Origin of the sequence: Vibrio sp. A1-1 (assembly GCF_021728175.1) — a bacterium.
GTDB lineage: Bacteria > Pseudomonadota > Gammaproteobacteria > Enterobacterales > Vibrionaceae > Vibrio > Vibrio diabolicus.
This window is the reverse complement of sequence record NZ_JAKKCL010000019.1, coordinates 19,793-32,788: the sequence shown is the minus strand read 5'-3', so window position 1 is coordinate 32,788 and position 12,996 is coordinate 19,793. Positions and strand designations below refer to the sequence as shown.

Here is a 12,996-nt window from a genome sequence, read left to right as displayed (position 1 = left end):
TTAACGCTCAATATTGGCCGTAGAGGCGTTTATATCCAAGGGTCATTGTCTGGTACTGGTTTGGGCGCAAAACGCTGGATATGGAAGCCAGCGCGCCAGAAAGAGGCACATAGTCATGAGAAGTAGAACGCAACTTGTCATCGATGCGCTTGAGGCTGAATACAAACGGCTTGAGAAGAAAGCAGCACGATATAAGGCGCAACAAGAAATGCCTTTGTTAGCGTTCTTCGAACTGCGAAAGGAAATCCAAGAGAAGTTACCAACGCTTAAGACCGGAACACGCGCCTTTTCCAACTATGTACGCCAATCCAATAAGAAGCTGGCTGAACTGAAAATAGAACAAGCCAAGTACGAGACGCGCGATATTAGCAAGGTCATGCACAAAGAAGCGGTATGCCTAGAAGAAATGGCGACCATTCGAAGCTTGATTGAGTTCGAGAAAATGCGAGCAATGTAAGTATGAGAGGACGACAAGCAACCATCGTAATTTGTGACGATTACGGCAGTGAGCTGGCCATTCATAGAAAGTCTTTATTGGCCGTCAGTGTGGCCAGTGCATTAAACAAAAAGGCCGCCGTTGCTGGTGGCCTGTCAGATGGTCGGAGCGGTAAGACGTATTCACGTCAAGTTATGCGCCAGTACGCCAGCTTTAAGCGCGAGATACCGAGCCTAACGGCCTTTGTTGAGGCGTGTGGCCAATTCGAACTAAAACCGTATCAGAGAGATTTTATCGAGAGGCTTGAGGCCAATCGAAACGTTAAAGGGGGATTGATATGTCTTGGTTAAATCAACTGTTTGGCAAGCTGCGATTTTCAAACGTAGCTGCATCTATCTCAAGTATTAGCGCTGGTAGCGAAATCAGAATCAACGGCAAGGTCTACAAGGGCAATTCTATCTCGATCGATAGCGATGGCCGTGTCTTTGTTGATGGCAAGCTACAAGAGGACATTAAGAGCGTGAATATCAACATCCATATCAATGGCGATGTGGGCGATATTGACGCTGGTTCGGGTAACGTCAATTGCAACGGGGCGAAGTCGATTAACACTGGCTCGGGTAACGTGAAATGCGGAGACGTTGGCGGCGATGTTCGTACAGGTTCGGGCGATGTGGTGTGCGGTCGCGTTCGTGGCCGAGTGACTACTGGTTCTGGCGATGTGTCTCAAAGAGTTTGCATTTAACTCATTGATGCGCCAGTTAAACGGCGGGATAATTGGCGCACTATTGATATGGCTATTAGCCAAAGTAGTAATCAAAACAGGTGAAATCTATGTCTATTAAAAAGTTGGCTTCTATACTTGGTGTTCTATTGGTGTCTGGTTGCGCTCAGACCATGCCAGATAACGTTTATGACCAATATGCAGTGCAGTTGGTGCATCTACAAAAATGCTTCGAAAATGGAAGCATGTCTCCGAAACTATACGTTGACTCGAAAGGCGCTTATGGCTATTTGCTAGGTACTTGGAGCTATGATGAAGATCGTCTAATTCGCACCATGAACAACTACTATCAATATGCAGAGGTAACGGAGCAAGATTGTCGAATGGCCGAGGCTAATGCGTATGCGACCATGAACACCGCTCGGCAACGCAAGTACGAAGAAGCAGCGAACGCCAAGGCATTAAGTGACTCTATACAGCGCGCTAACGACCAAATGCGACCTGTATATTGCAACACTACTGGAACTTCAACGGTGTGTTATTAGGGATGACTACGGCCATATAAATACTAAAAAGAGTCGCACCAAGACGACTCTTTTGTGATAATTGGCTTGCTAACGCAACTGGAACTCTTTGAGAGGGCGTTAGTGTCGGAGGTGACTCCCCTAGTCAGTGAACAGGATAATCTCACATAAAGACCAAACCAGATTTGTTTTTCCGTTTGAAAGAGCGCCTTTTTAGGCGCTTTTTTCATTTCTACTGCGCGCTGTCAGACGCGATTTAAGCGCTTTTGAGGTCATAGTGCGCCCATTGCTCACGTCACTATGAGAAATCGCCACCAGCGCAAGCAGAGCTCGGCTTTCTTGGTGTTTTTGGTCTGTTTTCATCGTCATTATTGAATCTGTAACGGTACATTAAGGAACGTAGCCAATTCTTGCGCCATCTGCTCATCAACAAGGTCATGCCAATAGGTGAATCCATTGAACGTCATCGAGAAGCGGAATAGCTCAGTGAAGTGGTCTGTTACCTCAAATTCTACGTTCACATCCTGCGGGGCGGTAACAGTGCCAGCTCCATATAGATTCAGCAACCATACTCCCGTTAATGGATTAGGCTTTACCAATAGTGCCTTATGTCCACCAGCAAAGAACAAAGTAATACGCTCGATACCTGATTCCTTGGCCTCTCTATCTTCTTGGGCTGCCCGTTGTCTTTCTTGGGCTAGGTTGAACTTGTCCATGACTTTTTCTAGGCGGTCAGGTGTCATGCTGGTTAGCTTGTCGAGTACCTTGTCCAAATCAATCTTGTCGTTCACGTTGTTTTCCTTGCTGGTGGCGTTGTTTGAGCTACACATTAACAGCAATTGGCGGGTAAAAGTAGTTGTTGAATCAGGGTTATAGGTGTAATAATTGCAAATATCGGAGAGTCACTACCGTTAAGTGTGAAGTTAAAAAAATAACACCGCCTCGATGGGCGGTGTTTTTGTATTGAGCTTTTTCACTTGCATGGGAAGTTGGCCATGATTGCGCTAGCGATTAATTGATCTGCTGGCTCATTCCAGTATTTCGGGTTGTCCTCGATATACTTCGCTGTTACAGCCATCAATTGGGCTATTGTGAACCCTTGAGGGGTGCAATATCTCACATCATTAGTGTCATAAACGCCTAAAACGTACCCTCGATAATACCAAGCCATGCTGTAATCTACGCCTGTCTCGCCTCTTTCTGCTTTTCTGTATTCTCGAACAGGTTCTATCAAGTCGCTCCCAGCCAGAAAATACGCAGAGGCGTTGCTTGATGCTAAGGCTAACATGCCTATTAACAATGCCTTTTTAAACATAGATACTTACCTTAAGTGCTGATTACTCGCATTATGTTGCTGATGGTGTTTGGATTTTATAGTAAAGCGATCGACACTTCGCCGTTTCTCGCTATTTTTGATGCCTTGGCCATTTTTTCCTTAGTTGTCGCGTAGCTGTCATAGAACTGGTCAAATTCCACGGTGTTAGGGTCGAAAGGGTTTTCCATGCCGCAGCCTGATTGCGCCACCATGCGCCCTAGTTCCTCGGCTGTGTCGTACTCAAACACATAGCCTTTGTACTCGATCGTGTATTTGGTTTTCTTCCACCAGCGAGCCATTTAATTACTCCTAGATATTTACCCAAATTACAGCGCCTACCTTGTGCTCATAAGGGATTGGTTCAATGCGCTGTACGTCCTCCAAAACCCAAGGGCAACGCCATTTAGCCAGCTCAGGCATAGCGTCATAGTCCACCTTGTGTTTATCAAAGTTGGCCATCAATTCTGCATGCGATAACGGCTCTAAAGAGTCGGTTAAGTTCGCTAGGCCAACGATTAAACCAGTGCCCTGTTCAATTAGGGCAATGGTGCCTCGTATCTTGGTTTTGGTTGAGCGCATTTCCCAAGTCTTTAAGCCAGCAAGGATAAGGTGAATCCAAGGCTTACGGATGATCAATGCGCGTGTAACTTCAATGCCGTTGATTAACATGATTGGTCTTTAATGCTTTCCTTTAGAACGGAATCAACCGCCGCCTTAATGCCTGTTTGTATCGTTGCTGCGTACACGTCGGCCAGCTTATCGGCTACCAGTGTGGCTAGCTTTTGTCTGTCGTCGCCATCAACGTAAATGTCCACATGCAATGCCGTGGCAACCGCTCCGGCTTCTGGTAAGGCAACAACGCCGCTGTGGTCTTTTGGTTGCGTGATTTCAATGATGATTTTAGGCATTACTCGTCCTCCTGTTCTTCGGCCTGTTCTCTTACTGCTTTGTCTTTGCAATCTGGACAGTAGAAAACTTGATAGAACGGTGCGCCGTTATCTTGATAAAAAGCTTCAACGCCACAACCGCAATCAAAGCACGTTAATTCAGAGAAATTATTCATCGTCCTCTCCTACTTTGATGCGTGGTAAGTCAGCGTAAAACTCGTCTGGTTCGCTGGTGATGGCGCGTAGCTCGATGTGTTGAGCCTTAAGGCCAGTTTTGCGCTCGAATGCCTCACGAACAAGGCCAAGTAATTCTATTTCGTTTAACGTCACTACGCCGTGTAGTTCGTTGCCGTCAATGGTTGCATCTTTCCAAACAAGAAAAACCAAATCGTCAAGTGTCATAATTTGCTCCTAATTGTTCACATTTGCTGGTGGTGGTTAGTATTGGTATTTGTGCTTGTTGAATGCTCTGAATATCAGATTAAGCGGGTTGTAAGACGCTTTGCCTCGTCTCACGTTCGCTATGCTGGTGGTGTTTCGTCTTATAGCTACGCCGATATTGCTGACAAACCCAAACAGGCCGGATAGCTTAGGTGTACCCATCCAACGGTCTACAGGTAAAACCATTCCCGTTTTGTTGAGCATAGATAGCAGTACGTTGGCTCGATGCGGAGTTATGCCATAGCAGCGAATTGGGAACGCTTTGCGCAATGGAATATCTCTAAATAGCGTTGGTCTATCTGGATGCAGCTTGTACTCGTAATCCGTAAAGGATACGAGGCCACAATTGTTGATTTGGTTGCGTACTTCGTCGCTTAGCAAGATCGATGCGTCACGAACGAAATCAGCGCTATCCTCGATGATAATTCCCGCTTCACCAGATTTGGCGATGCGTTCCCAAGCCATAGCATGTGTTTTGAATGCGCCAAGTTCGCCAAGCATTAACGCTTTCTTTCTGTAGCGCAGCGATTTACGGGCGTATTTCGCTTCTAGTTCCTTTAAGGCTTCCGTGCCTAGTGATTCCACAAATTCAAAGTTAACGTCCTTAAGTAACTGTTTCATGAACTCAACTCTTTCCTTGTTCATAGTCGTCAGTACGTAAATTTTTATTTTCTTGTTCACGGTAGTGCTCTCTTACAGGTAGTTTTCTCTCAGTGCTAAGGTTGTTTTTTCAGTGTTGGTGTACGTGTTGCTCTCTGCATCAAAGGCGATTGCGCCAGCGTCCACCAACTCATTAAGCTCTTTCTCTGTGGCTGGTTCGTCTAAATCGAGTAGTGTTGGATGCCAACCATCGTCACGCTTGGCCATCTTCGAACCGCGATCGAGGAATACCAGCCATTCAGCTTGTCGCACGGTCGTGTTGAAGTGCTTAGCCAGCGCATCAAGGCGCGATTTGTAGTAGTAATCGGCCTTAAGGGTTGAGGTATTGCGAACAAGCGCACCAACCGTTGCTGGATCGCTGTATTGAGGCGTTGCGTACTTGGTGAATAGTCTTTCTCGGGTTTGAGCCATAACGCGCTCAGTAAGCTCAATGCCACGTTCTTCGGCCACTTTGCGGATAAGTCCGTCTAGGTCGCCATTTGGTGCGTCTATTTTAATGGCAATCCAGCTAATTTCCTCCGCTTGTGTCGCGTTGTACTTGTCTGGTTCGCATTGAATTGCCAGGCTGCCGTTGATCTTCGCTTTAGGGTCAAACTCAATAATGTCGTATGGTTTGTTAGCGTCGATAATCTTCGGCTCAGGGTGGTATAGGCTGTTGCCTTTAGGTAGGTACTCGACCGTGCAAAAGCCTAGTGTGTAGTTGCCCTCTTTACCGACTTCTTTTGAGTATCGGCAAAGGTCGGCAGAGAATGTGTAACGTCCAACTTTATAGACAATCATTGTAGTCTCCGTTTTCTGTACTTCCCCTGAAAGTTCAAGGAGATTAGGAACGGGTTGAATATATCACTTTTTCCTAATTCCGAACACATTTTTTATAAAGAGATATAAACTGATTAATTCTTGTATGCCAATGACGTTATTTAGGACAAAAAAAGCGCACCATTGAGGCGCGCCCTGCGTTTAGTTTCAGTTCTATAGAAATGAAACTAAATTGATTAAATTCCGAACGGATTACTAAGTGAGTAGTTCGGCCAAACCGAACAACTGGAATAGATTATTTTTGTCGCGCATACAAAAAAGCCACCAGCGATGTGCTGGTGGCAACCTTGAGATCTAACTTTGTCTATGGAGTTATTATTCTAACTGCTAAAGCATTGAGGCTAGTCGTGATACGTTTTCTAGCTCGCCGTTCTTTAGCTTTAACGCCATGTTAAGTTGTGCAGTGATCTTGGCGTTGTCTGCAATGCCTTGTTCAACCAAGCCTTTGCTTTCAAGCCATTGTGCAATCTCGCTCCAATCGTATAAAGGAGCTTTGCCTTGCACTCGTAAGTAAGGTGTTGGGAATGTGCCATCACCTCGTTCGCCTTTGCTAAATTTAGATAAAGCTGAGCGTGTTAATTGGGATAACTCCGCTGCGTCTGATAGCCCTACATATTGGCCAGCATCGACGCTTTTAACGGTTAGTCCATCTACTGAATTTACTTGCTTAATAGCACTTACGACCGCTTCCTCGTATGAGTCAGCTTCACGGTCAAAATCTACAACTAAAACATTTCCTTTTGAAGAAACGGTGCAATCCTCGGCTCCGGCCTCGAATAGCATGTCGGCATATTTACAGATTAACTCTCCTGATACTTGTGTGTCGCTAGATACAACTAGCGCAAATTCATACTCTCTCATAGTAAACTCCATGCTTTGAGTTAGAGAATCTATTATTGTCTTAGGTATACTATCTATCTCTCTGAACAAGGTCGCCAGCCACACTGGCGACCTTTATTAACAAGAATGACCGTCAACGGCCTTTCTGATTTTTTTAGCATGGTTGGTTGGGTTCTTAGGGCTGCCGAAGATAGCGATGTAACATTTAACTTCTTCATGCTTTCCGTCCGAATCACTTGTGCAGTATAGGTATGCGACCGTATGGCCGTTTCCCTTTTCTACAAAGCGCCAACCCTTTTCCACGGCGTAAACAATTGCCTTGTTTACGTCTTTATCAGAGTGATAGTTTATAAGCTTTCCTCCATAGACAAGGTTGATAGATCTCATTTTCAAAGAACAAACTACGTAAACGTAGTTAGGTAAGAAAACCTTACCATGTCCACAAGTGTAGACACATAATGTGCACATGTCAACACTTGTAGACAAATGAGAGTGAAACTGGATTATATACAAGCATGCGCTTAAGCCAAAGCGCGATTAGAGTCTTTATGCCGATTACATCTAAATACAAAAAAAGCCACCGTGCTGGTGGCAATATGCAAGCTACTTGATGGCGTGGTGTAAGGGTTAGATTTGAACGGTCATACCTGCATATTTATCGCTATTCTTCATAGCTCTGCTTGCTAGTTGATGGTTGATTACATCCATCATTCGAGCGCGCTCCACCAGCTCGCTAGTGACTTTACTCTTTTGGTATAACCAATCCACTATGTCGCTAAGTCGCCAAAGAGGATCTTTCTTTGAAGCTTTGCGAACTGGCACAGGGAAGCCGCCGCCGCCAAATGTGCCCTTTTTGTATTTTGCTAATGTACTTTTCTTTACTCCGGTAAATTCAGCCGCTTCGCCCAAGCTCACTAGGTCGCCCTCAATCGAGATAACTTGTAAATCGTAGCCCTCGACCGATTCTACGTCCTTAATTGCTTGCGTAACCGCTTGAACGAACGTTTCAGCCTCTCGCTCAAATTCGATATATAGCATTTCATCAACAGACATAACCGCAGCGTCAGCGCAAGCGCCCTCGTACAGTTTGCGCGATACATCAAGTAGGTCGTTATCGTTTGTGATATTGATATTGCCGATATTCAAAGTGAACTCATAAACGCTCATCGAACTTTCTGCTCTCTATTCATATATACAATTGTGCCCATACTACCAATTAGACACAAAAAAGCCACCGAGCTGGTGGCTTAATGGTTAACTGTTTTCCATCTTATCTAACGCTTCCATCAGAATTTTTGCTGTCTTAGCGTCATTGTTATCAAGAGCTTCTTTAATCTGAGCCTTTAGTGCAGTAATCGCAGCATTGTCGTTTTCGATTGTGGTACGAACGGTCTGTCGAATCGCTTCTTCTTTGGCAATTCTTCTAACTTTGCTTTTCTCAAGCTTATCAGCCACTTCTTTGCGCTTTTTACTTAGCTTATTCGCACTTGGCTTTAATACGTACTTCCAAGTCACATAGCTTCCACCAAGAACCGCTATGACAACCATAATCAGTATTAGAGCATTTCTTTGGTTCTGAGCATCATACCTAACATTGAACTCGGCTTTCGCGCCATCATGAATAGCGTTGTAGGCATCACGGTATCCAACCAAACGAACGGACTTAACAATTGAATATGTTGGGTCGCTCTCAATCAGACCTTTTGGAACCTTAACTTGTTTAAGGCCATCCAGTTTAATTAGCTTGTCATCGGATATTTGACCATACCCACTCACCTTAACAACAGGATCGGACTCTTGAGATAGCGAGCGAACAAACGTCTCCTTTTCTCTACGACTATACGTATTCCAATAATTGTTAGACTTGGCACTCGTTTCTCCATAGCTAATCGTAACGGTATAGCTATGGCCAAATCGCGTTCTTGAGTCATCTGCCATAGTGCTACGAACATCGACAAAGTTCTTGCAGTAGCTTTCATTGTAAGACGCGAAAATGCGGAGCTCGTCCCATTTAGGGTCACAGTATCGAGATATGGTTAATGTTGTATCCTCATCTATCTTCCAGCTGTAAGACGATGAGCGGTTCTGTTCTGCGGGTATATCGATAACGTCAGTCTTAGCCATTGCCAAAGCTGGCACTAACAATAAAATCGAAGCAAGTTTGGTTTTGAAGAAAGTCATTTTCTGTATATCTTTTGGGTAGTTAGAGTGCACATAATACACCAGAGTTTATAACTGCATCTATCCGTTGGCGTTCATCTAAAGTGGTCGTAAATCAGGATGGGGATGGCCACCAGCGAACTGGCAGCCAATGGAAAGTTAATAGCCGTTTGCTTTTCGTGGTAGCTTGGCAATCACCGCCAACACTTCATCACATAGCGCTTGGGTCATCTTCATAGGGTCAATATCGTTAACGTTCACTAGGTGGCGAACGTCACGAATACCCCGAGCCAATTTGCAGCATTCTTGCCATTCTTTGAACTGGTCAGTGACAACGCCATCTGGCGTGTTTTGGCCTAGCTTGAATGCGATTAGGCGCTGGCTACCGCTTCGATGCTCTACGCCGTCATCGCGTCTAAACGTCATTTCAATGGGGCTTAAAACGTCCCGTAGTACCATTGCCTTAAAACGTGCCTTAGTAACCGCTGTCACCTCGGCAGGGATAAAAAACGTGCCTAATGTTCGAGTACACCAACCGGAGTTAACATTAACGGTACGTCTGACATAAACCACATCGCCCTTATTTAGCTTCTCAAATAGCATTGGCTTTACCCTGTTCTCGTTTATGCAGTTCTCGACACTTCGCTGCGTACTCGTAAGCAACGCTAGCAATATTGTTCAAGCTTGAGCGCTTTTTATCGTTGTGTTCGTGCTTGAATGCCTCTTTCTGGCTGTCAGATAGTGCGGCCAGTGTCGCGTCGAACTGCGCGCGATTCTCCGGCTTACCAATCACTAACGAATCAAAGGCATCGGCCAAAACAAGATGGTTTGCTTTCATCCAGTCGCCATCGATGTTTCTTTCCTCAAACCAGTCTCCCCAACCCAAAAGGATCGGTGAACGTTCTTCGGGATTATCGACTGAAACAGCGCCGTAGTGGCTTGATAGCGAGTAAGCGACGACCGCCGCCACTTCAAGGTTCGGGGCGTAGAAAGTGTATGGGTCGCTAGGGGTGATCAGTTCGAATAAAGTCATATTGATCATTCTCTCTTTCTCTCGATATTTCTTAATTGCTGGTGGAACTAGAACAATTGCTGTTGTTCACTGCCGTGTTTCTTGCCATACCAAAGGGTGTAATTGTTTCTGTCACCGCTGGCATGGACTCCGTTGGCATTCATTTTGTAGACGGTGTTCAAGACAACGCCATGTATCCTGGCAAACTCCGAATTGCTTCGGAAATTTGCCTTAATAAATTCGTCTAATGGGTAGATCGTCAGCATCGTTAAAACTGCTCTGAGTATTGCTGTGTCATTTTCAAAAGGTGGCTGATATTGCGTAGCTGTTGATCTTGGGTTTCTTGCGTTTGGTCGCTATCCAAAATCAAAGAATGAATGAGTACATCCCAATCAATGCCCTTTTTCTCTATCAAATAAACCGCATCGGCTAAGTAAGTTAAAAAATGACATTGAGAATCGCTTTCTGTATAACTTTTCTTGGCTTTAAAGGTGATTTCGTCGAAATAGGCGGCCAATGACTCCCAATGCTTTTCGCTGCTATTTGCTGTCGCTTTCATCTCGTAAAGATGGCCAACACGTAGTTTGCTGTCAGCGAAAAGTCGCTTTAGCTGTTGGGCGCATGTGCCTCTCTGCATTAGTACCATATCAGGGTTAATTAGTGGGTTATTGCTGCAAAATCCGTTAATTAGATTCATTTCTTAAACTGCTCCGACTGTTTACTTAGGGCGTAACCTAATCCCAGCTATGGATTATGGTAACTCCTTTTTATTCCGAACATGGCAAATTATATTGAGTTATAAATTTTTGATTTTAAGCCGAAAACTAGTAGTTGCATATCACATCCTTGTTATGGTAGTCTTTTTTGCACATTCCGAACGCAGTGCGTAAATTATCGACCAATGACCATAAAAACATTCAATGCCAGCAAAGGAACTATTGTCCTGTCGAACCACGGAGCAACAGTATCGATGGCCATTAGCCGCAACGCTGGCGCGGTAGCGAATGTATGTGTGAGTTGGGTGTTAGGAAGTGTAGATGAGGCGAAAGCCTTTATCTAGGGCGCAGACGAAAAAGCGATACGAAATGAAATGCCTCGCTTTTCCATGTGTGCTGATGTGGTTAAGCAACTAGACAAGGCGCTGGCCAATGGCAATTCCAAAAAACCAGTTGAGCCTACTCATAGAGCTTATGGAAGCTCTACCGCTAGGTGGCACGGTCTACGAAATGCCACCACAAGTAGAATTTATCCCATACGATGAAATCTATATCGGCTATTTCGATACGACCGTCATTGACCGCATGCAAGGACTAGGAATTATCACGTTACTTGGGGTGCATGATGATGAGCGACAAGCTATCAAACTCAATGAGCGTGACGATTTTCTAGCAAGCTGGTCGGCGGGAGTGAGCGATGCTCGCAATGGCTCAGATCTGCATTATGCAGATTACAACACTAACCAATATGCGTTTACTGCCGGATACGAGCACTGGCATTACCGTAACAAAAAGGCGTTAAAGGGAAAACTTACGCATTACTCAGCAAGTAGAGAGTACCTATGTCATGGATTTATTGACGAGGACTCAGGTGAAATTTGGCAACAATAACAAAAGGTAACGAACTATGACTTTGGGTAATCTACTTCTATCAATTCTTGAGCGCAAAACACATACTGGTTACGACTTAACAAACAAAGCCATGCCTGAATCTGGCGCATGGCAAGCTAGCCACCAGCAAGTGTACCGTGAACTAAACCGCATGGCTGAAATGGGCTTGGTATCGCACGAATTGCAGGCTCAAGACGGCAAACCAGACCGCAAGAACTACAGCCTAACTCAAGATGGTGAGCGCGTTCTTGACCTTTTACGCAACGAATCTACGTGCCGCGACCTGTCCATCATTCGCAGTCCTGCATCGGTGATGCTGGAAATCGGCAGCGAGACGTACTTCAAGTCGTACATTGAAAAACTAAACCAAGAAATCGCTCAACTTAAAGAGAAGTTAACAGCGCACCAGAAAGAGAAAGGCGTGTTCTGTGACAACTTCACTCTACATGTAGAGCGTGACATTGATATGCGCAAAGCAGAGCTTAAGTTTGCCGAACGTTCCCTATCAATGATCACTTCCTGAAGCATTGCTACGGAGGATGTTGCATGAAACCTAGAAAGGCCGTTTATCTCTTAGTTGGCTCGCCAGCACTTAAACGAGCCAAAGAGTGCTTAACTCGAAACCAGCCTTGGGACTATGAGGGCAAGTTGATGAAGATCGTCACTTTAGGGCAGAGACTTAGCAACGATGAGGGCAAGCCATGCCATCGGGTTTTGATTGAGAGTTACTTTTGATAGGTACAAAAAAACCGCGAATAAACGCGGTTTTTTTGCGGCTGGCCTTAGCAAACAGTTCGAATCAGCAAAAATTCGAGTTACCAGCCTTTTCGTGTTCCACCAGCAAATGTGAAACATGAGCAAAGCGAATAGTAGGTGTTTTTAATGGCTTTGACAATAGCAGAGAAACTTCAAAGACAACGAGAGAAGCAAAAACAATCAATGGAACGGGCGCGCGCAAAGCAAATCGCCAAGATGAATGACCCAGAGGAACGGGAGAAGCGCTTCAAAAAGCAATTACAGCAACAAGAACGTCAGCGCCAGCGCCAAATCGAGCGCTTAAATGATCCCGAATATCAGAAAAAGCAGCGTGACAAACAGCAGCAGCGCATCGAGCGCCAAAAGGCGAAGCCTGTAGTGAAGAAACCAACCAAGAAGATCGCCAGTAAGGGATTGAAAGGCCGAACGCCAACGGCAGAGGAAAGGCGCATCATGGATGCCATTGGCCGATTACCATGTATTGCGTGTTGGCTGCATGGCCGAGAGAATCCGGTGATCTCCTTACATCATGTATTTGGCCGTGTTGGAGAACGGGCGCATGCGTATGTATTGCCCTTGTGTTGTTATCACCACGACACGCTACTGGAAGCAGAAAAGCGCGAGCAATATCCAGATATGATACCGCTCCATGCGAAAGGGAAATACGGCGGTAAGGCGCAATGGAAGATCTACAACGGTACAGAGATAGAACTGTTGTTTAAGGTCTATAAACTGGCGGGATTGCCGCTTGAACTACTGGAAAATATTTATCCTAAGTATTCCGAACATTAATTAACATAAACACCATTAACGAG

The 12,996-nt window shown here is 45.1% G+C and carries 25 protein-coding genes; 9 read left to right on the top strand and 16 right to left on the bottom strand.

Translation table 11 applies throughout. The features are described 5' to 3' along the window. The first annotated feature begins 115 nt into the window (after positions 1 to 115). The 4 genes from L3V30_RS20830 (at position 116) to L3V30_RS20815 (ending at position 1,705) form a co-directional block, all read left to right on the top strand. Complete coding sequence (locus L3V30_RS20830) at positions 116 to 457, top strand: hypothetical protein (RefSeq protein WP_237309752.1); 342 nt, start codon at positions 116 to 118, stop codon at positions 455 to 457. A 2-nt stretch (positions 458 to 459) separates the two neighbouring features. Then, positions 460 to 786, top strand: coding sequence for a hypothetical protein (locus tag L3V30_RS20825; RefSeq protein ID WP_237309751.1), 327 nt, complete (start codon positions 460 to 462; stop codon positions 784 to 786). Then, entirely contained in the window at positions 774 to 1,181 is a 408-nt protein-coding gene (locus tag L3V30_RS20820; protein WP_237309750.1) for a hypothetical protein, read from the top strand. Before L3V30_RS20825 ends, L3V30_RS20820 begins: the two co-directional genes overlap by 13 nt. A gap of 89 nt (positions 1,182 to 1,270) precedes the next feature. Further along, entirely contained in the window at positions 1,271 to 1,705 is a 435-nt protein-coding gene (locus L3V30_RS20815) for a hypothetical protein (protein WP_237309749.1), read from the top strand. Between the two features lie 192 nt (positions 1,706 to 1,897). Here the strand turns inward: L3V30_RS20815 and L3V30_RS20810 are convergent, their stop codons facing one another. The 16 genes from L3V30_RS20810 to L3V30_RS20735 form a co-directional block, all read right to left on the bottom strand. Beyond that, complete coding sequence (locus L3V30_RS20810; protein ID WP_237309747.1) at positions 1,898 to 2,053, bottom strand: hypothetical protein; 156 nt, start codon at positions 2,051 to 2,053, stop codon at positions 1,898 to 1,900. After that, positions 2,053 to 2,475 (bottom strand): hypothetical protein, encoded by a 423-nt coding sequence (locus tag L3V30_RS20805; protein WP_025558951.1) that lies wholly within the window; start codon positions 2,473 to 2,475, stop codon positions 2,053 to 2,055. The genes L3V30_RS20810 and L3V30_RS20805 overlap by 1 nt, the downstream gene beginning before the upstream one ends. Before the next feature lie 182 nt (positions 2,476 to 2,657). Further along, positions 2,658 to 2,999, bottom strand: coding sequence for a Rap1a/Tai family immunity protein (locus L3V30_RS20800; protein WP_237309745.1), 342 nt, complete (start codon positions 2,997 to 2,999; stop codon positions 2,658 to 2,660). Positions 3,000 to 3,055: 56 nt separating this feature from the next. Further along, positions 3,056 to 3,298 (bottom strand): hypothetical protein, encoded by a 243-nt coding sequence (locus L3V30_RS20795; protein ID WP_237309743.1) that lies wholly within the window; start codon positions 3,296 to 3,298, stop codon positions 3,056 to 3,058. A 10-nt stretch (positions 3,299 to 3,308) separates the two neighbouring features. Then, positions 3,309 to 3,668, bottom strand: a complete 360-nt coding sequence (locus L3V30_RS20790) for an ASCH domain-containing protein (RefSeq protein ID WP_237309741.1) — start codon at positions 3,666 to 3,668, stop codon at positions 3,309 to 3,311. Next, complete coding sequence (locus L3V30_RS20785) at positions 3,662 to 3,907, bottom strand: hypothetical protein (RefSeq protein WP_237309739.1); 246 nt, start codon at positions 3,905 to 3,907, stop codon at positions 3,662 to 3,664. The genes L3V30_RS20790 and L3V30_RS20785 overlap by 7 nt, the downstream gene beginning before the upstream one ends. Continuing rightward, positions 3,907 to 4,062 (bottom strand): hypothetical protein, encoded by a 156-nt coding sequence (locus L3V30_RS20780; RefSeq protein WP_180790732.1) that lies wholly within the window; start codon positions 4,060 to 4,062, stop codon positions 3,907 to 3,909. The genes L3V30_RS20785 and L3V30_RS20780 overlap by 1 nt, the downstream gene beginning before the upstream one ends. Next, positions 4,055 to 4,288, bottom strand: coding sequence for a hypothetical protein (locus tag L3V30_RS20775; protein ID WP_069497739.1), 234 nt, complete (start codon positions 4,286 to 4,288; stop codon positions 4,055 to 4,057). The genes L3V30_RS20780 and L3V30_RS20775 overlap by 8 nt, the downstream gene beginning before the upstream one ends. Before the next feature lie 36 nt (positions 4,289 to 4,324). Then, positions 4,325 to 5,008 (bottom strand): glycosyltransferase family 25 protein, encoded by a 684-nt coding sequence (locus tag L3V30_RS20770; RefSeq protein ID WP_272165592.1) that lies wholly within the window; start codon positions 5,006 to 5,008, stop codon positions 4,325 to 4,327. A gap of 12 nt (positions 5,009 to 5,020) precedes the next feature. Further along, positions 5,021 to 5,767 (bottom strand): hypothetical protein, encoded by a 747-nt coding sequence (locus L3V30_RS20765; protein WP_237309735.1) that lies wholly within the window; start codon positions 5,765 to 5,767, stop codon positions 5,021 to 5,023. 366 nt (positions 5,768 to 6,133) lie between these two features. Then, a complete protein-coding gene (locus L3V30_RS20760) occupies positions 6,134 to 6,667 on the bottom strand; it encodes a hypothetical protein (RefSeq protein WP_069520212.1) in 534 nt (177 codons plus the stop codon). Between the two features lie 606 nt (positions 6,668 to 7,273). After that, a complete protein-coding gene (locus tag L3V30_RS20755) occupies positions 7,274 to 7,813 on the bottom strand; it encodes a hypothetical protein (RefSeq protein ID WP_237309734.1) in 540 nt (179 codons plus the stop codon). An 87-nt stretch (positions 7,814 to 7,900) separates the two neighbouring features. Next, positions 7,901 to 8,770: a hypothetical protein gene (locus L3V30_RS20750; RefSeq protein ID WP_237309732.1), complete on the bottom strand. Its 870-nt coding sequence runs from the start codon at positions 8,768 to 8,770 to the stop codon at positions 7,901 to 7,903. Between the two features lie 195 nt (positions 8,771 to 8,965). Continuing rightward, positions 8,966 to 9,409, bottom strand: a complete 444-nt coding sequence (locus L3V30_RS20745; RefSeq protein ID WP_237309730.1) for a hypothetical protein — start codon at positions 9,407 to 9,409, stop codon at positions 8,966 to 8,968. Continuing rightward, positions 9,399 to 9,848 carry a hypothetical protein gene (locus L3V30_RS20740; protein WP_237309727.1) on the bottom strand — a complete coding sequence of 150 codons (450 nt, stop codon included), beginning with the start codon at positions 9,846 to 9,848 and terminating at the stop codon, positions 9,399 to 9,401. Before L3V30_RS20740 ends, L3V30_RS20745 begins: the two co-directional genes overlap by 11 nt. A 238-nt stretch (positions 9,849 to 10,086) precedes the next feature. Beyond that, positions 10,087 to 10,515: a hypothetical protein gene (locus L3V30_RS20735; protein WP_237309725.1), complete on the bottom strand. Its 429-nt coding sequence runs from the start codon at positions 10,513 to 10,515 to the stop codon at positions 10,087 to 10,089. A gap of 204 nt (positions 10,516 to 10,719) precedes the next feature. On the opposite strand from L3V30_RS20735, the gene L3V30_RS20730 reads away from it, so the two are divergent. The 5 genes from L3V30_RS20730 (at position 10,720) to L3V30_RS20710 (ending at position 12,973) form a co-directional block, all read left to right on the top strand. Beyond that, positions 10,720 to 10,878, top strand: a complete 159-nt coding sequence (locus tag L3V30_RS20730) for a hypothetical protein (protein ID WP_237309723.1) — start codon at positions 10,720 to 10,722, stop codon at positions 10,876 to 10,878. Positions 10,879 to 10,966: 88 nt separating this feature from the next. Next, the gene (locus L3V30_RS20725) at positions 10,967 to 11,425 is read left to right on the top strand and encodes a hypothetical protein (protein WP_237309721.1); all 459 of its coding nucleotides are present in this window, start codon (positions 10,967 to 10,969) and stop codon (positions 11,423 to 11,425) included. Positions 11,426 to 11,441: 16 nt separating this feature from the next. Next, positions 11,442 to 11,948, top strand: a complete 507-nt coding sequence (locus L3V30_RS20720; RefSeq protein ID WP_237309718.1) for a PadR family transcriptional regulator — start codon at positions 11,442 to 11,444, stop codon at positions 11,946 to 11,948. Positions 11,949 to 11,971: 23 nt separating this feature from the next. Beyond that, entirely contained in the window at positions 11,972 to 12,160 is a 189-nt protein-coding gene (locus tag L3V30_RS20715) for a hypothetical protein (protein WP_237309717.1), read from the top strand. Positions 12,161 to 12,364: 204 nt separating this feature from the next. Next, positions 12,365 to 12,973 carry a Ref family recombination enhancement nuclease gene (locus tag L3V30_RS20710; protein WP_237309716.1) on the top strand — a complete coding sequence of 203 codons (609 nt, stop codon included), beginning with the start codon at positions 12,365 to 12,367 and terminating at the stop codon, positions 12,971 to 12,973. Positions 12,974 to 12,996 lie beyond the last annotated feature (23 nt).